This is a genomic window from Tellurirhabdus bombi (genome assembly GCF_021484805.1).
Lineage (GTDB): Bacteria > Bacteroidota > Bacteroidia > Cytophagales > Spirosomataceae > Tellurirhabdus > Tellurirhabdus bombi.
In genome coordinates this window covers 2,605,181-2,623,221 of sequence record NZ_CP090557.1, presented here as the reverse complement: position 1 = coordinate 2,623,221, position 18,041 = coordinate 2,605,181, and the positions used below count along the sequence as shown (strand labels likewise).

Genomic DNA, 18,041 nt, shown 5'->3' with positions numbered 1-18,041 from the left:
GTGGATCATTACAGGGTGATGTCAAGCCCTACCGATATAATTCTTGGTGTTGGAACGTTATTTCCATCATCGTCAGGCTCCGCATCCCAGTAGTTCCAGGTTGGTGCGAAGTAGCCGATGTTCCGGACGGAAGCAAACACTTTCAGATTCTGTACGCTTGCTTTCTGGACCAATGATTTGGGCAAACTGTAGCCCAGCGAAATGTTGTCGAATCGAATAAACGAGCGGTCGCGGTACACGCCAAAACCGCTGGTGCTTCCTTCGCTCGAATACAGACGCGCCCATTCGTTGCTTGGATTGGCTTCGGTCCAGTATGGAAATACATACGAGCTGGTCCGGTCCAGGAAGCCATCCCGATTTTTCGCCTGGTTAAATCCAGCCTTGTGCCCCCAGTACGAGTACATCACAAACGACACATCCAGGTTTTTAAACAGCTTGAACTCGTTGCGCAGGGTCCAGCGGAAGCGCGGATTTCTCCACCCCTGGAACATCTTATCGTCATTGGTGTATTTACCATCCTCGTTTACGTCCCGAATCTTGAAATCACCGGGTTTCACGCCGTATTTGGCGGCCTGGTCTTTTTCAGACGTTTGCCATACGCCATCGACCTTGAAGTCCCAGATTTCATCAATGGAATGGCCAATGAACCAGCGGTTGCTTACGTCATCAATCTCTTTTCCGTTTTCATCGTAGTCTCCATAAAGGTGTACGATTTTATTCCGGTTTAACTGGAGGTTGAATGTCGTCCGCCAGGAGAAGTTCTCCCGATTCATGTTCACCGAGTTCAGGCTAATTTCGAAGCCTCGGTTCTGCACCTCGCCCAGGTTATCCATCACCCAGTCGAAACCAACGACGTTCGGCAAAGAACGCTGAACCAGCAAATCCTTCGTTGACGAATGATAGACTTCAAAAGAGCCATCCAGTCGGTTGTTAAACAGCCCAAAATCAAAGCCCAGGTTCAGGGATGAAGTCCGCTCCCATTTCAGGTTCGGATTCTGCATGCGGTTCACATACAACTGGTTGGCCTGATACACCGTTCCGTCGGGCCGGACATATAAATACTTACCCGTGTTCAAATCAGACAGGGAAACGTAGCGACCAATGTCCCGGTTTCCGTTGCTTCCCCAGGATAACCGGAGTTTACCGTAGTTCATCCAGCTGCTTTTGAAGAATTTCTCGTCCGTAAACACCCAGCCGAGTGCCGCCGAAGAGAACTGAGCGCGTGGGTTCTTTTGCCCGAAAGCCGAATAACCGTCCCGACGCGTGGACAACGTAACCATGTAGCGATCTTTCAACGAATAAAACAAACGGGCCATCAGACCATCGCCGGTGCTGTATTCATCGTTGCTCGTCACCGTTGGGTTTGTACCCGTGCTAATTCCGTGATAGCCCAACACATCGGAAGGCAATAACCCCTTGTTGGTCATGGTATTGTCCCACCGCTGGTATTTCTCCGCGTTGGCGAGCAGCGTTACGTCAAAATTGTGATCTCCAAGGGTTTTGTTCCATTTGATGATGTTATCCACCTGCCAGTAGTACGTTTTGCGCTGCTGGCGGCTAACGCTTCCGCCCGTGGCTGCCCATTCGGCGTGTTTCGAGGATTCGTGGTTATAACGCTCATAAAACTCAAAACGCGGGGTGAAATTGACGCGATACGTAATCCCAAACGGAAGCGTTGCCTGCGCAAATAACGTGGTGTTCAGCGTGGTGATTTTTTGCCGCCGATCGGTGAAACTAGGGGCATAATTCGGGTGATTCCCGCCACTCGCTTCGTTATTCGGACGCCATTTGTAGCTACCATCTTCGTTATATTCAGAACCCCAGGGCGAAAGAATCCGGGCTAGTCCCCAATCGACAGGAACCTGGCTTTCATCGCGATCGGCAAACTGCAACGTGGTTCCAAGGGATAAGAAGCTACTTACTTTACTTTCCAGATTTAGCCGCCCCCGAACGGTTTTGAAGCGGTCGCCGGAAATAATCCCCTTGTTGTCCAGGTAACCCAGCGACATGTAGTAGTTTGTCCCGTCTTTTTTACCGGAAAGGCTGACCGTATGATCCTGCCGCATACCGTTTTGGAACACTTTGTCGTACCAGTTTACACTGCGTCCGGCCTTGTAGTTTTCAATTTCGACGGGCTGTAGGTTCAGGCGCTGCAACCAGATGGTCGTTGGGTCGCCCGATGATCCGTCGTAGGCCAGCCACTGGTCAAGTGTCACACCCGAAGGCAGGTTGTTGGGGTTGTCAAACTGACCTGGCTTATAACTGGTGTTGATGTTTTTCATCACATCGCTCCGCCAGGAAATAAACTCATCTGGTCCCAGAACGGGCTGGTTGCGGGATACGCTTCCAACGCCGGCATTGGTATTGATGTTGATGCGGGGCTTTCCTTCTTCGCCTTTCTTGGTTGTAATCAGAATAACCCCGCTCGCCGCCTTAGCACCGAATACGGCCGCCGAGCTGGCATCTTTCAATACATCGATGGTTTGAATATCGTTGGGGTTAATATCGGATAGCTCTCCGTAGTAAATAGCCCCGTCCAGAACCAGCAATGGACTGGTCGCCGCGTTCAGTGAATTACGCCCCCGCACCAGCAAGCTACCGCCTCCTTTCGCTGACGGTGACATCCCTACGTTCAGACCAGCAACGTTTCCGCGCAGGATGTCCTGAACCGAGTTGGGGTTTTCATTCTCCAGCTTCGTCGTGTTGATTTGCGAAACGGCCCCCGTTAAATCACGCTTTTTCTGCGTTCCGTACCCCACCACAACTACCTCACTCAAGGTTTTCTGATCGCTGCTTAAGGCAATGTCCAGCGTACTTTGGCTTCCAACGATAACCTCCTGCGATACGTAGCCCACCGAGGAGAAGACAAGAACCGCCTTATCGTCAGGCACATTGAGCTTGTAACGGCCTTCTACATCGGTTGTGGTTCCATTCGTCGTGTTTTTAACCACCACAGTAACACCCGGTATTGGTGTATTATCCTCCTTTGATAATACGCGACCTGTTATGGTCTTGTCAGCCAACTGCCTCAGCGTGGGGCTTTCCTTGTAATTTGGCACCGCCCAGGCAGAATTTAGCGGAAACAAGCAAACAGCAAACGCTCCGCTCACAAAAACCCGCCTCCATGTTTGTGTAGACTTCCTTTTCATATAAGTATTGAGATAGCAACTTCTTATAGAAAAGCAGAACCGATTTCTAATTTACTTCTAATCTTTCTTGAAATATAAAAAGTACAAGAAAAGAAGGCTCATATTATTCAAAATATACAGAAAATAATACTACATCCAGAAGCTTTTGTAGTATATTAAACAAAAAGGCGGTCATATGACCGCCTTTTTCACTCAAGCCTAGATTTTTGTTCTATTTGTCCCACCAGAGCGGTGTCGATAAGGCTACCTCGGCTGGTAAATTCGCTCCGTTCTTCGTTGTTTCGCCATTCGGGTAGGCCGCCCGACGGATAAATGTGGGAAGCGCCGCGTTAACTGGCAAACCGAAGTCTTTGTACTTGTAATCGTAGCGCCGGGCATCATTCCAAGCTTCGGGATTCAGGTAGGTAACCACGTATTTTTCCTTGAAAATAAGGTCCAATGTAAGGGTTGCCGCACTGGCACTTACTGCCGGATTAGCCAGATAGCCATCCCGAGCCGCTGCTGCCACGCCGTATTTGTCCATGTTGGCCCGGATTCCGGTCAGATACGCATTATACGCCCGGGCTCTATCGCCCGCTCTAAGGGCCGCTTCCGCTTCGACGAATTTCATTTCTGCGTAGGTCACAATCAGCAGTGGCGAGTTGTCACCCGTAAGCGGTGAATTCAGCGAAATGTACGTTTCGTCCTTAACCGTGTTGTTGCCCCCCACGTTGCCTTGTCCGTTGACCGTTCCTTTGTAATCGTTGTTCACGGTTTTGTCCGTGATTTTCTCAATCCGGGGATCAAAAACGCCGTAGGTTACGCCATTCAGGTGATTGACAAACTGCTCAGACAGCCAGCCGTCCAGGACCAGCGCGGCATTGTTCCGCGCCACCTGCGCCCAGGGGTTCCGCAACAGGAACGACGACATCTGCGCATCGTCGGCATTCGACGTGTAGGATTTGGAAACCGCATCCAGTACGTCGGCGGGCTTGTAGCTGCTTTGTTTGGATACCTTGTTGAGCATCCGTGCCTTGAGGGCATAAGCCGTTTTGATCCAGGCAGCCATATTGCCTTTATGAATCAAATCATTCGCCGCGGAGAGTTTTACCTTCGAATCTGTTTTTGACAGTTCCGCAATGCCTTCGTTCAACAAGGTAAGCGAAGTAGCGTATAACTCTTCCGCCGTATCGTATTTAGGCGTCAGCGTCGTTCCCGTGAATGCATCGGAAAACGGCGCACTGCCAAACACATCGGCAATGAGAGTCAGGTGATACGCAATCATGACATTAGCCACACCCACGTATTCAGACGAGCCCTGCTCCTGGGCTGAGCGCTTCATGTCATACAAATCAGCCATCCCGAAATAAACGGCATCCCAGGTGGACGTATAATCGGTGATCTGGTAGGTATCCGTTGACCCGCCGGAGCCTGGACTGGCCAGATACTGCACAAAATAAGATGTAAAACCGCCTACCCGCTGCGAGTTCAGGGCCGTTTTCTGCGTCGTCGTCGAAAGCAGTGAACTGAGCGGCGCATTGGAAATCAGGCTTGGATTTTGATTAAGTTCAAAGTAATCCTTGCAGCCGCCCATGCCAACCACCAGCAGACCAGTCAGCACCGGGACAATGTATTTATGAGAGAATTTCATGACAATCAAGAGAAATAAGTCCTTAAAAACCAACATTTAACGAGAACAGGAAGCTGCGCACGGCGGGGTACGTAAATCCGCTAAATCCATCAACGTTGCTTCCGCTGTTTGACGAACTTGTTTCAGGATCGTACCCGGTGTACTTGGTCCACAAGGCCAGGTTGTTGCCCGTCAGGCTCATGCGCACATTCTTGATAAACGAATTTTTCAGCAACGACGTCGGCAAACTGTACGATACGCCCACCGAACGGAGCCGCACCCACGAAGCATCTTCGATGAAGTTTTCGGAGACGCCCCGGTGCACATTCCGGTAGAACCCGTTGCCGTAGTTTACGCCATCCGGCCCAACGCCCTGGCCCAGCCAAACCGCTTTGGTATTCGGACTTCCATCGGCCAAAACGCCCTCAAAAACCTTGGTATCGTTGCGATCTTCCGTGTATTTGGCAATTCCGAAGGCCGAGAAGAAGTTTCCTAACTGATTGTACCGATCCTGCCCGATACGCGCGTCTACCAGAGCGGTTACCGAGAAATTGCCGTAGCTCAGGGTGTTAGTAATACCGCCAATCCAGTCCGGTTGTGAATTACCCAACAATTTTTGGGCCGTGCTGATCACCGGGAAGCCGTTGGCACCGATCACAATAGGACGGCTTCTATCCAGCTCAACGGAGGTATTTTCGCTTGGGTTGGCGTAGTAACGCTGGTAGCCTCGTCCATACAAGTTTCCGTAAGCATAACCAGGAATCAGCTTCATCGACACGGTCGAGCTGGAATAACCAAACTGCGAGGCATAGTTAATTTCCGTCAGACCATCGCGCAGACTCAGAATCTTGTTCCGGTTGGCCGAGAAATTCAGATTAACGTCCCAGTTAAATTTCCCGCGCCGAATTGGCGTGGCTCTCAAAATCAGCTCAAGTCCTTTGTTGCGCATCGAGCCCGAGTTAATAGCCGCAACGACGTATCCCGTCGATGAAGTTACATCGACTCGGATAATCTGGTCTTTACTGATGGAGTGGTAGTACGTTAAATCCAGTCCTAAGCGATTTTCCAGAAAACTCATTTCCAGACCGCCTTCGTAGGTATCCGTGAATTCAGGGCGCAGATTCGGGTCGCCGAGCAGGGCACCCCGGGTAAAGCCGGTTGTTCCCGCCGGAAGGTTCGTGTAAGCCGAATAACCCGTAACGGTTGAATACGGAGCCGCATCTTTCCCGATTTTGGCGTAAGAAGCCCGGACTTTACCCATGCTAATCACCGAGGGCAGCTTGAAATGCTGCGAAAAGACATACCCAAGGCTGGCGGATGGATAGAAGAACGAGTTATTCGGTGCCATGAGCGACGAGGTTACGTCATTCCGGCCTGTCAGCGTTAGGAACAGATAATCTTTGTAATCCAGGGTTAATTCTCCGAAAATACCCATCAACCGATAGTCTTCGGCCCCTTGCGTTGGCACCACCGTTTTGGCATTCCGCAGATCGAAGTAGTCATAAACGCTTAGCTCCGTTCCTTCAGCGCCAAAACTCCGAATCCGGCGGTTGTACAGGTCATGTCCAAGACGGAAAGTAGCATTTATGCTTTCCCCTAACTTGGTGTTGGCGCTGGCCGTAAATGTCGAGGTGATGGCTCTGAAATTGGTGTTATACTGATAAACAAAACCCAATCCGTTGTCTTCATACACACGCTCGTTGGCAATTCCCATGGGACCGGGTGCCGTTCTTTTGCGATCTTCCGAGTAGGTATCGATCCCCGCGCGGTAGTTCAGTGTCAGCCAGGATAAGGGTTTGTAGACAAAGTTCATGCCCCCCACCAGTCGGTTCACGTTGTCGGTCAGCTTGTTGGTCATGGCACCATAAAGCGGATTGCCGTTACCGTAGGTTTTATACGTTCCGTCGGCATTCAGGTAATCCCGCACGTCGTAACGCGGCGACCAGTAGCTCAAACTCTCGCTAAAACGGTCGGCATTGTACCGGTCGCCGCCCGAATTGATAAAATTCAGGTTAGCGTTGGTCGTGAACTTCTCGCTGAACTTAACATTCGTATTCAGACGAACCGACAGTTTGTTAAAATCCGTGAATGGAATGACCCCTTCGTGGCGCAAATGACCGATGGACGACAGAAAATTAATCTTGTCGGTACCGCCCGAGAAAGACAGGTTGTTTTGGTATTGCTTACCGGTACTATAGGCATCCTTGAAGTGGTTGTAAAGCTTCTGCGGATGCGTAGGATCGATCTTGATGGCCTCCTCCACGGTTGGTCCCCACGACGGAAAGAAATCCTGCGGATTATAAACACCCGAATAACCAATGGTGTATTTATCCTGTACTTCGGGGTATTTATTAACATTCTCGATGCCGAATGTGCCGCTGTAATTGGCTCGGAAAGCACCGGCCTTTCCTGATTTAGTGGTAATAACAACCACCCCGTTGGCACCCCGCAAGCCATATAATGCCGTTGCTGCTCCTCCTTTCAGGATGTTGATGGTTTCTACATCGTCTGGGTTGATGTCGGCGGCCCGGTTGGACATACCCCGAAGCTCCGCGCCGGAATTAGACGTTCCGGTTGCTGTACTGTTGTCAAATAATACCCCATCAACAACAAAAAGTGGCTGGTTATCCCGCGAGGCATCCAGGGAATTAATCCCACGAATCAGAATCCGCGCGCCCTGCCCGGGTGCTCCGCCGGTGCTGGAAATCGTAACACCTGCTACTTTTCCCTGCAAGGCATTCACCAGATTGGGCTGCCGGTTCTGCACGAGTTCTTCCGAGTTGACATTTTGGGAAGCATAGCCAAGCGCCTTTTTATCGCGGCTAATTCCCAAGGCGGTCACCACCACCTCGTTCAGCATCTTGCTATCCTGTCTCAGGGCTACGTTGATATTCCGGCGATTTTCAACCGTGATTTCCTGCGTTTCAAAACCAATGTAACTGAAGATTAAGACCGTATTTCCCGGATTAACCCGAAGGCTATACTGCCCGTCTGCGTTGGTCAGTGTTCCGGTTGTTGTCCCTTTCACTGATACATTCACCCCCGGTAAAGCAGAGCCCTCACCGGCTACAGATACCATGCCACTCACCTCAATCTGTTGCGCCATTGCCAGCGACGAACAGAGAAGCAGGGCCAATCCTGTGTAGATTCGTAGTAGTTTATTCATAGGTAATTAACTAGGAAGTTAAAGTGAACTAAAGAATTCTAGCTGTAATTTTAGTATTTATTCAAAAATTTGCAATTACCCCGCAATGCCAAATATTATTGCGCTCTATTAACTTCTTAGTCCTAAGCTATTTGGCTACTGACCTTTTTGTAATATAATTTTTAGGCAGGAAGAAATTCCTGCCTTGAACGGCAAATCCAGGAATTTGGAAGGTATATAAGTGGGGATCGAGGCCTATTCAGCTATTGCCAGACTGAATACCAAAAAAAAATCCCCTCAGCAAGAATGTTGAGGGGAATGGGTGCGCCCGAAGAGATTCGAACTCCTATCGTCGGTACCGGAAACCGAAATTCTATCCATTGAACTACGGGCGCTTTTCCGGAGCCTTTCGGCTGTTTCGGGTTGCAAATATGGTGTATCTGGGTTTAAAACGCAACTTTACGTCTTTTTTTTTCTTGCCAAATGATCAATTTATAGCAACCGCATCGCCTCAAAATCACCGATTGCTTTTAGATATAGGAAATGAATCAGTAAGCCATTGACGTTGGTCACCAGCCGATGAGCCTCCTGCATCGTTGCCACAAATGTTACAATGCGCTCAAACTCAGAATCATTTTCCATGTTTTTCTGGTGGAAGGCCATAATCTCCGCGTGCGGCAACTGCTTCTCCACGTAAAAATAATGAATCGCCTCGTCGCTCGTGCCAGTGCTCGGAAACCAGAGCTGCGCATTGAGCTTTGTTAGTTCTTCCGGACGTATGCTCAGCCCGATTTCCTCGCCTACCTCGCGAGCGGCTACTTCCGTGGGGTTATCAGCGGCATCCACCATGCCTGCCGGGTGCTCATACGTTTGCGAGCCGTCGCAAATCCGCCGTTGCCTAACCAGTACAACATACCGTTCGGCGGTTTCAGCGTCGATCAAGACAACCAGCACCACCGCCGCGTGGCCTTTCAGGAAGCAAACCGGGGGAATTTTGTCGCCCTCGGGCGTGTCGGCGTCCACTTCAATCATGGCAAACAGCACATCCCCGTTGTAGCGACGACGGATAAAATGCGTTTTTACATCGTTTATAACCAGGCCATTCGCTTCCATCTGCTTCCGCCAGAACCGGAACTTTGGCGCATCCTCGAGAGCTTCCATGTTAAGTAGAGAGTCATAACGACCGCAAAAAGGCGTCGTTTGTTCGACAAAATAAAATCAAGATCTAGCTGCAAGAATAACTTTTATTGCTTATTTTATCACAATGCTCTTTTCCTGATTGTCTAAATCACGCCTATTTTTTCTATGGAACTCACGGTGAGTACGCCTGCCCTCCTCTTTTCGACGGTTTCGCTGCTTATGATTGCCTTCACCAACCGTTTTCTGGCCATCGCCAGTCTTATCCGGGATTTGCACGAGAAGTTTCAGGCAAAGCCGGACACGGTTTATGTTGGGCAAATCCAGAATCTGCACACCCGCCTGCAACTCATCCGCCTTATTCAAATCATCAGTGTGCTAAGCTTGCTGGTCAGCGCGATCTGTATGCTGGTTATTTTTCAGGGTAGCCAGGAAGCCGCCCGCTGGCTTTTTGCGTCGGCGCTGATCCTGCAAATCGTAGCGCTGGGCGTTTCGGTCGCCGAAATTTCGATCTCTATTAATGCCCTCAAGATTGAACTAAGCGATATGGAAAAAGAACTGGGTCGGCTGAGCTTCGACCGGGCCGCCGCCGCCCGCCTGTTTTCGTTGCGGTCTTCCCGGGGCGAGCGTTCGGAATGATTTAATGAGAGAATGAGCGATTGAGTGAATGAGCGAATAACTAGCCGATTTGCAGCCCATTGTCCCTACGAATGGTCTAAATTAATTAGGCAGAATTAGCTTAGACTACTTATGCGATCAATAATTGACAACCAAGTATTTATTCGCTCATTCACTCATTCGCCATTCACTCTTTGCTTATTGCAGAGCGGCTACACCTGGCAATGTCTTGCCTTCCATGTATTCAAGCAGGGCACCACCACCCGTTGACACGTAGCTAACCCGGTCGCCATAGCCCGCGTTGTTGATGGCCGACGCAGAGTCGCCCCCACCAATTAGCGAGAAGGCCCCGTTTTCTGCCGTGGCTTTCACAACGGCTTCGGCAATGGCGTTGGTTCCTATCGCAAAGTTCGGGAACTCAAAAACGCCCATCGGCCCGTTCCACAGGATCGTTTTGGATTTCGCCACCACATCGGTAAATAGCTTCACGGTTTCCGGACCAATATCCAGCCCTTCCCAACCATCGGGAATTTCGCCCGTTGCGACGGTTTGGCGGTTTGCATCGTTCGAGAAGTCATCCGCGCAGACGTTATCCAGCGGCATGTATATCGTTACGCCTTTTTCTTTGGCCTTTTCAATCAGTTGCAGCGCTAATTCCTGCTTGTCGGCCTCCAGCAATGATTTACCAATTTTACCGCCCTGCGCCTTTGTGAACGTATAGGTCATACCACCCCCGATGATCAGGTTATCCACATTATCCAGCAGGCGCTCGATGATCTGGATTTTATCGGAAATTTTAGCTCCACCCATGATCGCCGTAAAAGGACGCTCGGCATTTTCCAGTACCCGCTGGGCATTGTCCAGCTCGGCCTGCATGACATAACCACAAACCCGGTCGTCAAAAAACTGACCGATTACAGCCGTCGACGCGTGGGCACGGTGGGCGGTTCCAAACGCATCATTTACCCAGACATCACCCAGTTTGGCCAATTTTTCGGCAAAAGCGACATCGCCTTTTTCCTCTTCTTTGTAGAAACGCAGGTTTTCTAGCAGCAATACTTCACCCGGTTGCAACGCTTCCGCCTGCTCTACCGCTGATTCGCCAATGCTGTCGTCGGCAAACTTCACTGATTTCCCCAACATCACCGACAAAGGACTGATCAGGTGTTTGAGGGAATTCTTTTCGTCGGGACCATTTTTGGGGCGACCCAGGTGCGACATCAGGATACAGGCACCCCCATCGTTCAGAATTTTATTGATGGTTGGCAACGTAGCTTTTATACGTGTATCGTCCGTAATTTCGAAGCGTTCGTTTAGAGGGACGTTAAAATCCACCCGAATGAGTGCTTTCTTCCCAGAGAAATTGTACGAATCCAGAGTTTTCATGTAACAGATTTACAACGATAGATGTATTAATTTTCAGCCGAAACTTAGCAGTTTTCCGGCAAACGGCATGTATCCTAGCCTAGCTTATTGATTTTATTCTACTATGACTCCGATAAGTATCATTTCAGTACTTATCACCGGCCCCGCCGCCGCCAAAATCACCTTTGCCGAACTTTAAATCGGTGGACGGATGCGACAGGCTAGTGGAGGCAGACTGAATGATGGTTATTGTTTCCGGGCTTAATAAAAACTCATCCGGCGAGTCTTCATCGGGCGCATCCGTGAACCCATTGTGAGGCTTCCGCAAATACTGAATAAGCACGCCAGCGATGATCATCAGCAAAAATCCGTTTAGAATCAGGTAGGTTTCCAGCGAAAAAATTGGGTAAAAATAACGCCAGGTCGAAAAAGCTGCCGCAATTCCAATGGCGCTCATGATCATCATGGGTCGTTCTTTCTGCCGGAGCCCAACCACGAGTAAGGCAATCGGAACCACAAAAGTCAGAATCCAGAACAGCCACGGTAAGGAAATTTCTGGCGCTTCGGGAAGGCGGCGCTCCAAAAGCCAGTTGTTAACCTGTCGCACGACGAAATAATTGCTACTCATCTGTAAAAGCACCAGAGACAGCCATTCCAGCAAGACAAAATCGTCGGTCCAATAAAGCAGCTCCGGCTTGTTATCAAATCGCCTCGCGACAACATAAACGACCATCGCCAGGGCCATTGCCACAAACGGAAGGATGGTTTTTCCTCCCGGAAGGTCCAGTACAAAGTCAACCATCAGGGTGCACACGGCCAAAAAGGCGGCAAACGTAACGAGCGTATCCCCGTAATACCAGACCGCCAGCAACAAGACAGGCAGGGATACCAGACAATAAAGCCAGAGCGGCTGATTATTTGGCATAAACCCAACCAGACTCGTCACAATCAATCCCGTGGCGATGGCAACCAGGGCATTGTCAACGCCCGAGCGGTAAAAGTTCTTTTGCTTAATCAACAAGCCTAACAACAAGGCCACCACTACCCCGAAGATTAAATTGAACAGGTGAAAGCCAAGTTGGTTTTCGCTGGTATCGATTAGCAGATTCAACAGCAGAAAATAAGCCCCACTGGTAGCCACAATAGTAAAAATGAACAAACCAATATCGAGAAAACCATTCGACTCGTGAAATCCAACCGGATAATGTTCCCCAAGACGCGTTAGTTGAACATCCGAAAGCAAGCCGCGCCGGTGCCAGCGCCCGGCATTCCGGATAATTTCTTTGTTGCGTAACCAGGTTTCTTTGTAAGCTTTCATGGTAGTGGATTATTTCGGTGGCTACCCATCCGCGTGGGCAGTGGCTTCTACAACCGGGGCTAGATTTTCTTCCGGTACGTCAGCAGATAGGCAATCAATCCGATGCCGGTAATAATGGAATAAAGGTAAACCGCTTCGTTTCCCGGCTTCAGGTAGTGGAAAATCAGGTAAGTAACGCCAATATAGCCGTAGAGCGTACTCATCAATAGAAACAGAAACGAATGCTCCTGACGGGCAAAACGGTCGAAACCGAAGCAGGCGACTGCGAGGCCAATGGCGAACAATAGATGATACTCCGTGAAATTAAACAAGCCTGCCAGCAGCGCTACCAGCATCAGGTTACCGGCAAACGTGAGCGTCGTGTTGGTAAAATGCGTCTTGATTCGTTTCTGGTTCAGATACCACGCTCCGCCCAATAGCAGCAGCGCCAGCAACAAGGCCGACAATAAAACGGTCATGTCACGCAAGTTGCCTTTGAAGTAAAACTCCAGGGGCCGGATGGTGACCCCTACCCAGGAGATCAGGGCGGTTAGTCCCAGCGACAAAACGCCCCGGTGGTCGAAGGCGTAAGCTAAGCCCAAAAATAGGACTGCCGGCAGAAACGTCACCAGACCGTAGCGCGTACCAAAAAGATTGTATTGGTACTGCACGTAGCCTTCCAGCGTCAGAAATAACAGACAACTCAGCAACAACGCATAATCCCCAAAGGCCGAGCTGCTTCCCGTCTGTCCCGGCGAATATGGCTTTTTAAACCGGAACGCATACACAAAGCAGGCAATGCACACCACCGTCAGCACGCCCAGCAGGGCATTATGGCCAATTCGATCCAGGTTTTCGTAGATCAATAATCCGCCGCCGGTCGTAAATAACAGAATCCCGATGTACAGCACTACCCGCAATTCCCAATGCACGGAGAATGGTTTTTTCGCCTCTGCATCGCGGATGATTTTTGCCTGTGGTTGGGTAATAATTTGTTCTTTTTCAAGTTCCTGTAAGACCCAGTTGGGGGACATATTGACGCGATTTGTTGTTATTATAGTAACTGCAATGACGTAAAATTTCCGCAGAGCACACCAAAAATCTTTGTATCCGTTTCATCAAAAGAAAGATTTTAATGGCAGGTCAACAGCAAATCGAATTACCTCCTAAATATTACCTGGATTACTTCCGCTACCTGATCGGGTTCGTTCAGCGGATGTATACTCATTTACTCAACGCGGAAGAACAGGCGTTTATCCGCCGTTTTGAAAGCCTAACCGAAGATGCCCAATGCTTGTTTGTTCGGTTTAGCAATCGGCGGGGCGACTTTTTCCGGATTGATAAACTCAGTTACAGAGAAATCGACGAGCTTCCGGCGGCGGTGGGCGAATTATTGCTTAATGGTTTTATCGAGCGACTCAATGCGCACCACGAGCTGATGGGCGACGCCGCGTTGAATGTGTTTACCAAACCGGAACTGCTGGCTTTGCTGCCGCTGGCTCCCGAGGAACTAAAGCCCCTGGCCAAAGAAAAGAAAGAAAACGTAGTGCGTTATGCCCTGCACGAGTTGGCTTTCCCGGAAATCGTGGCTAGCCTGACCGCGCACGAAACGGTGGTGAAAGTAGCGTTTGAGGCCGAAGTGATGATGCTCAAATACTTGTTCTTTGGCAATCGCTCGTCCGACATGACGGAGTTTGTGATTCGCGATTTAGGAAAAGTAAGCTTTGAGCGCTACGATGAATCCAAGCTGACAGCCCGTTTTCTAACTCGGAAAGAGGTCGAGGACAAACTCATGATCTCGCTGACCAACGAAGAATTCCGGGAGTTACAGCACGCGGAAACGCCGCCGGAAGATATTTACAACTGGTTCATGAACTGGAACGAAACTCGCCCCGACCTGGCCGACATTGCCCAGCCGGGTTATGCCAAGCTCGTGACCCGCGTTGGCAGCTACCTCGAGCGGCAGAAAATGCCCGACCAGGCCATGCAGGTGTATCAGTTAACCAACATGGTACCGGCCCGGGAACGGCGCGTTCGGCTCCTCTTCAAATCCGGCCTGGTTGAGGAAGCACTTGCCTTGTGCGACGATATGGCGGTCAGTCCGCAGAACGCTGACGAACGGTATTTTGCCACCGACTTTCGGGAGAAGATTTTGAGTGTGGGCGAGAAAAAGCGCCCCCGCAAGGCCACGACCCGTTTTCTGTCGGATGCCGAAAGCGTGGCGATCCCGGCTGTCTACCGCCACCATGTCGAAGCTGGTGTGATGAATCATTACCTGGAACAGGGCTGGGAAGCGGCTTTCACGGAAAATTACCCCTGGCGTGGGTTGTTCGGGCTGGTATTCTGGGACATTATTTACGATGCCAATGTCTCGGCCATTCACCACCCGCTGCAACGCGCCCCATCTGATTTTTATTCGGTTGATTTTTACCTCAAACGAGAAGAAGCCCTCAAAGGCCGATTAACGGAACTAGCCACCCGGGAGGCGTTTCGGGAGCAGGTCGAAGGCGTTTTCTTCGGAAAATATGGCATCACAAACGTGCTGGTTGACTGGAACGAGGAGCTACTTAGTCTGGCGCACCAGATTATCGATTTGCTGGAACCAGAGCAATTAGGGCTGGTTTTACTGGAAATGTCCCATAACCTGCGGGAACATACGCGCGGTTTCCCGGATCTGCTCATCTGGAATGACGAAGGGAAATACGAATTTATTGAAGTAAAATCACCGACAGATCACCTGGGTTCGCAACAACTTCACTGGCTTCAGTTCTTCCAGACCATTGACGTGAAAGCCCGGGTTTTGCGGGTAGACTGGGCGTGAAAGAGCAGGTCAAAAAAGGGTATCCGATAGATTTTTTACGATTTCTATTAAACCATTTTGGACAGGGCAAATCAAATAGGGAGTTGAAGCAGCAAAAAACAGAGCTAAAATTGGCATGTCGCTGGTTTAGGTGTATTTTTGTTTGCTCAGAGTCTGGAATCTCTACTTCCCTTTGTTTCACTTTTCAGCTTTATAACCTATGAAAAAAACGTTTGGAATGCTTACTGCGGTGCTGGTTGCTGCAGTTGCCTTCAACGCTAATGCCCAAACCAAAATCCCGGATGACATTAATCAATTACTGACAAAAAACACTTGTCTTGCCTGTCATAACCCAGATAACCGCCTGGTTGGACCTGCTTACAAGGACGTAGCCAAGAAAAAGTATACCGACGCTCAGATTGTCGAATTGATTTATGCGCCGAAGCCTGAGCACTGGCCTGGTTATCCTCCAATGGCACCGATGAAACAGGTTCCGAAGGACGATGCGCTTAAAATCGCAAAGTGGATCAATTCATTGGATGCTAGCGCAAAAGCACCTGCGAAGAAAGCAGCTACTACCAAAAAGAAGAGCGCGTAACCGACCAGCGCGTAAAAAATTGGAACGTCCGGCTAATCAACCGGACGTTTTTTTTAAGCTCCTTCGCTAAATATCCGTTGCCGTACCGCTTCGTAGAGCACGACACCCGTCGCGACCGATACGTTCAGGGATTCGACCTGACCAACCAGCGGAATCCGCGCGTGGTGATCGGCGAGCCGCAGCAAATCATCCGAAATTCCGTCTTCTTCCGAACCCATGATGATGGCCGTGGGCCCCGACATATCGACTTCGTAGAGGTAATTATCCGTCTTCTCGGTACAGGCAATTACTTTTAGCCCTGAATCTTTCAGGTATTTAATGGTTTCTTCCAGGTTCACCTCCCGGCTGATAGACACGTGATTGAGTGCCCCCGACGATGTTTTCATGGCATCGGCATTGATCAGGGCAGCGCCCCGCGCCGGGATCACAATTCCCTGAACGCCTGCACACTCTGCCGTCCGGGCGATGGCGCCAAAATTGCGCACATCCGTAATGCGGTCCAGCAACAGAAACAAGGGCACTTTTCCCTGCTCATACACATTCGCAATAACGTTTGATAACTTAACGTACTGGATGGCTGAGATAAAGCAAATAGCTCCCTGGTGGTTCTTGCGGGTAATTCGGTCGAGTCGCTCCGGCGGCACCCGCTGAATGGTTACTTTTCGTTCGAAGGCCAGTTTCTGAATTTCAGGAAAACTGCCGTCTTTCAACAGATAAAGCCGGTCAATGTCTTTACCTGATTTAAGTGTTTCGGTAACCGACTGGATGCCGAACACAAATTCATCCGGTGAACGTTTCGGTTGATCGTTACGCTTCTGATCGTAACGCGGGTTATTTACTCGCGGATTGCGCCTGTTCTCCATGCTTCAACAACGGGATACCAGACGGGTTGATATTCCATATATCGTACCAGTTCATAGTGATCCTCAACAAATTGATTTGGTTTTCTATTAAATGTAAAATTAATTTCCGACACGTTGGCCCGCTGGTTGTAAATCCACACTTCCCGGTCGCGGCTACGCTGCACCCGGTCAGGCGGCCCCAGAACGATGTAAATCATTCCTTTGTCGGTTTTCCAGCCTTCCTTGAAAGATGTAAACAGTCGGTTGGCTTCTTCGACCCGGCTGTAATAAGCCCGGATGGTCCGCCGCGCTACTTCCTGGTTGCCCGCCATCAGGCTAAGCCAGTAACGATCCAGCGCTTTCTTGGCACTCTCCCCTTTGGTCAACTCATTGATTTCCTGAGTTGTGCTCATGTACATCACAGGTTTGATCAATTTTTCAGGACGAGTCATCTTTGGAAAACGCTTGTCTGCAATGACCAGACCAATGCCGTACGCATCGTTGGTATCCGCCATCATCAGGTAAAGCCCTTCGGCTGTTAATACAAACGGTTGATTGGTAGTAATCGTTAAGGTCGAATCCACATTGAGTGACTTAGCCACTGCTTTCGGCGTGGTATTCATCGGCGATGAGGCCGGATCAAACTCGTGGCGGTAGCGAATCATTGTTAACGGACGCGAAGTTCCCATCACGTCGCGAATGATAACTGTGTCATCAACCGTCGCGTAGTTTTTTAATTGCGGAAACCCGGTTTTCGGGTTAAACAACGCATAATGATCGCTCAATCGGGTAGAACGGAACCGGATGGGCAGGTCGTGCAGAACTTTGCGACCATTGTTGGCATCCACAAATTCGGCCAGCATTACACCTATCGGCGCATTTTTCGGCCGGGCTACATCAAAAAAGACGGTTAACGCGCCATCAGCCGTTCCTTGCTTAACCACGTTTTCTTTAGTCAGAATGACATTGCCGTAGCCGAGCCGTTCGCGATTGTTATAATCTGGGTACAGTACATAATTAAGCATGAACCGCGACATCAGATCGTCAACACTAGCATAGTTCAGACCTTTCTGGGTAATGACATTCATGTATACCCGGATCGTTGATGAGTCCTTGTGCAAATAGCGGCTATTGATTGACACAACTTTCCAGTCGGGTGCCGACGAAGCGGGGGTTGAGGCAGGCGGCCTTCCGGCTGTCTGAGCGGTTTCCCGTCCTGATTGCGACCGGCTTCGAGCCATTTCCTTGGCTTTTTTCCCTGAAGCACAGCCCGTCATCAGAGCAATTATCAGTATAAAAACAGGTATCTTCATATTCCGTTAATCAGTCTTTATCAAAACGCATAAATGACTTTGACTGACGTGCCTAAACTGTTTTTTTCGTCTAATTTATACAAAAGAAGTAACTTTACGGGAAATTAATCGCGAGCCCTGCTTACCGGGACTTCCTGACGAACTGTAAAAAAGCATAACCAAATTACA

Annotated in this window: 12 protein-coding genes and 1 tRNA gene; 3 read left to right on the top strand and 10 right to left on the bottom strand. The window is 49.8% G+C overall.

Annotation, left to right across the window (positions count from 1 at the left end; genetic code table 11):
• Positions 1-8: 8 nt before the first annotated feature.
• From L0Y31_RS11060 to L0Y31_RS11040, 5 genes are all read right to left on the bottom strand, one after another.
• Positions 9-3,149 carry a SusC/RagA family TonB-linked outer membrane protein gene (locus L0Y31_RS11060; RefSeq protein ID WP_234733123.1) on the bottom strand — a complete coding sequence of 1,047 codons (3,141 nt, stop codon included), beginning with the start codon at positions 3,147-3,149 and terminating at the stop codon, positions 9-11.
• A 211-nt stretch (positions 3,150-3,360) separates the two neighbouring features.
• Positions 3,361-4,779 (bottom strand): SusD/RagB family nutrient-binding outer membrane lipoprotein, encoded by a 1,419-nt coding sequence (locus L0Y31_RS11055; RefSeq protein ID WP_234733122.1) that lies wholly within the window; start codon positions 4,777-4,779, stop codon positions 3,361-3,363.
• 22 nt (positions 4,780-4,801) lie between these two features.
• Positions 4,802-7,924 carry a SusC/RagA family TonB-linked outer membrane protein gene (locus tag L0Y31_RS11050; protein WP_234733121.1) on the bottom strand — a complete coding sequence of 1,041 codons (3,123 nt, stop codon included), beginning with the start codon at positions 7,922-7,924 and terminating at the stop codon, positions 4,802-4,804.
• 302 nt (positions 7,925-8,226) lie between these two features.
• A tRNA-Arg gene (locus L0Y31_RS11045) sits at positions 8,227-8,298 on the bottom strand.
• Positions 8,299-8,395: 97 nt separating this feature from the next.
• On the bottom strand, positions 8,396-9,064 hold the full coding sequence (locus L0Y31_RS11040; RefSeq protein WP_234733120.1) for an NUDIX hydrolase: 669 nt from the start codon (positions 9,062-9,064) through the stop codon (positions 8,396-8,398).
• Between the two features lie 144 nt (positions 9,065-9,208).
• Here L0Y31_RS11040 and L0Y31_RS11035 point away from each other — a divergent pair, with 144 nt between their 5' ends.
• Positions 9,209-9,679, top strand: a complete 471-nt coding sequence (locus L0Y31_RS11035; protein WP_234733119.1) for a DUF2721 domain-containing protein — start codon at positions 9,209-9,211, stop codon at positions 9,677-9,679.
• A 177-nt stretch (positions 9,680-9,856) separates the two neighbouring features.
• On the opposite strand, the gene L0Y31_RS11030 is transcribed toward L0Y31_RS11035, so the two are convergent.
• The 3 genes from L0Y31_RS11030 to L0Y31_RS11020 all read right to left on the bottom strand — a co-directional run bounded on the left by L0Y31_RS11030 (position 9,857) and on the right by L0Y31_RS11020 (position 13,354).
• The gene (locus L0Y31_RS11030; protein ID WP_234733118.1) at positions 9,857-11,044 is read right to left on the bottom strand and encodes a phosphoglycerate kinase; all 1,188 of its coding nucleotides are present in this window, start codon (positions 11,042-11,044) and stop codon (positions 9,857-9,859) included.
• Positions 11,045-11,168: 124 nt separating this feature from the next.
• Positions 11,169-12,341 carry a hypothetical protein gene (locus L0Y31_RS11025; protein WP_234733117.1) on the bottom strand — a complete coding sequence of 391 codons (1,173 nt, stop codon included), beginning with the start codon at positions 12,339-12,341 and terminating at the stop codon, positions 11,169-11,171.
• A gap of 59 nt (positions 12,342-12,400) precedes the next feature.
• The gene (locus tag L0Y31_RS11020; protein WP_234733116.1) at positions 12,401-13,354 is read right to left on the bottom strand and encodes a DUF2157 domain-containing protein; all 954 of its coding nucleotides are present in this window, start codon (positions 13,352-13,354) and stop codon (positions 12,401-12,403) included.
• 101 nt (positions 13,355-13,455) lie between these two features.
• On the opposite strand from L0Y31_RS11020, the gene L0Y31_RS11015 reads away from it, so the two are divergent.
• Together L0Y31_RS11015 and L0Y31_RS11010 are read left to right on the top strand one after the other, a co-directional pair.
• Entirely contained in the window at positions 13,456-15,141 is a 1,686-nt protein-coding gene (locus L0Y31_RS11015; RefSeq protein WP_234733115.1) for a VRR-NUC domain-containing protein, read from the top strand.
• A 199-nt stretch (positions 15,142-15,340) separates the two neighbouring features.
• Complete coding sequence (locus L0Y31_RS11010; RefSeq protein WP_234733114.1) at positions 15,341-15,718, top strand: c-type cytochrome; 378 nt, start codon at positions 15,341-15,343, stop codon at positions 15,716-15,718.
• A gap of 53 nt (positions 15,719-15,771) precedes the next feature.
• On the opposite strand, the gene rlmB is transcribed toward L0Y31_RS11010, so the two are convergent.
• Both rlmB and L0Y31_RS11000 read right to left on the bottom strand, forming a co-directional pair.
• The gene (gene rlmB / locus L0Y31_RS11005) at positions 15,772-16,581 is read right to left on the bottom strand and encodes a 23S rRNA (guanosine(2251)-2'-O)-methyltransferase RlmB (RefSeq protein WP_234733113.1); all 810 of its coding nucleotides are present in this window, start codon (positions 16,579-16,581) and stop codon (positions 15,772-15,774) included.
• Positions 16,554-17,873, bottom strand: coding sequence for a GWxTD domain-containing protein (locus tag L0Y31_RS11000; RefSeq protein WP_234733112.1), 1,320 nt, complete (start codon positions 17,871-17,873; stop codon positions 16,554-16,556). Before L0Y31_RS11000 ends, rlmB begins: the two co-directional genes overlap by 28 nt.
• Positions 17,874-18,041 lie beyond the last annotated feature (168 nt).

What these genes read in the sequence shown, in the direction of transcription:
- L0Y31_RS11000 (WP_234733112.1), bottom strand. Translation starts at nt 17,873, where the DNA reads ATGAAGATACCTGTTTTTATACTGATAATTGCTCTGATGACGGGCTGT.
- L0Y31_RS11055 (WP_234733122.1), bottom strand. Translation starts at nt 4,779, where the DNA reads ATGAAATTCTCTCATAAATACATTGTCCCGGTGCTGACTGGTCTGCTG.
- L0Y31_RS11030 (WP_234733118.1), bottom strand. Translation starts at nt 11,044, where the DNA reads ATGAAAACTCTGGATTCGTACAATTTCTCTGGGAAGAAAGCACTCATT.
- L0Y31_RS11010 (WP_234733114.1), top strand. Translation starts at nt 15,341, where the DNA reads ATGAAAAAAACGTTTGGAATGCTTACTGCGGTGCTGGTTGCTGCAGTT.
- L0Y31_RS11050 (WP_234733121.1), bottom strand. Translation starts at nt 7,924, where the DNA reads ATGAATAAACTACTACGAATCTACACAGGATTGGCCCTGCTTCTCTGT.
- L0Y31_RS11025 (WP_234733117.1), bottom strand. Translation starts at nt 12,341, where the DNA reads ATGAAAGCTTACAAAGAAACCTGGTTACGCAACAAAGAAATTATCCGG.
- L0Y31_RS11040 (WP_234733120.1), bottom strand. Translation starts at nt 9,064, where the DNA reads ATGGAAGCTCTCGAGGATGCGCCAAAGTTCCGGTTCTGGCGGAAGCAG.
- rlmB (WP_234733113.1), bottom strand. Translation starts at nt 16,581, where the DNA reads ATGGAGAACAGGCGCAATCCGCGAGTAAATAACCCGCGTTACGATCAG.
- L0Y31_RS11060 (WP_234733123.1), bottom strand. Translation starts at nt 3,149, where the DNA reads ATGAAAAGGAAGTCTACACAAACATGGAGGCGGGTTTTTGTGAGCGGA.
- L0Y31_RS11020 (WP_234733116.1), bottom strand. Translation starts at nt 13,354, where the DNA reads ATGTCCCCCAACTGGGTCTTACAGGAACTTGAAAAAGAACAAATTATT.
- L0Y31_RS11035 (WP_234733119.1), top strand. Translation starts at nt 9,209, where the DNA reads ATGGAACTCACGGTGAGTACGCCTGCCCTCCTCTTTTCGACGGTTTCG.
- L0Y31_RS11015 (WP_234733115.1), top strand. Translation starts at nt 13,456, where the DNA reads ATGGCAGGTCAACAGCAAATCGAATTACCTCCTAAATATTACCTGGAT.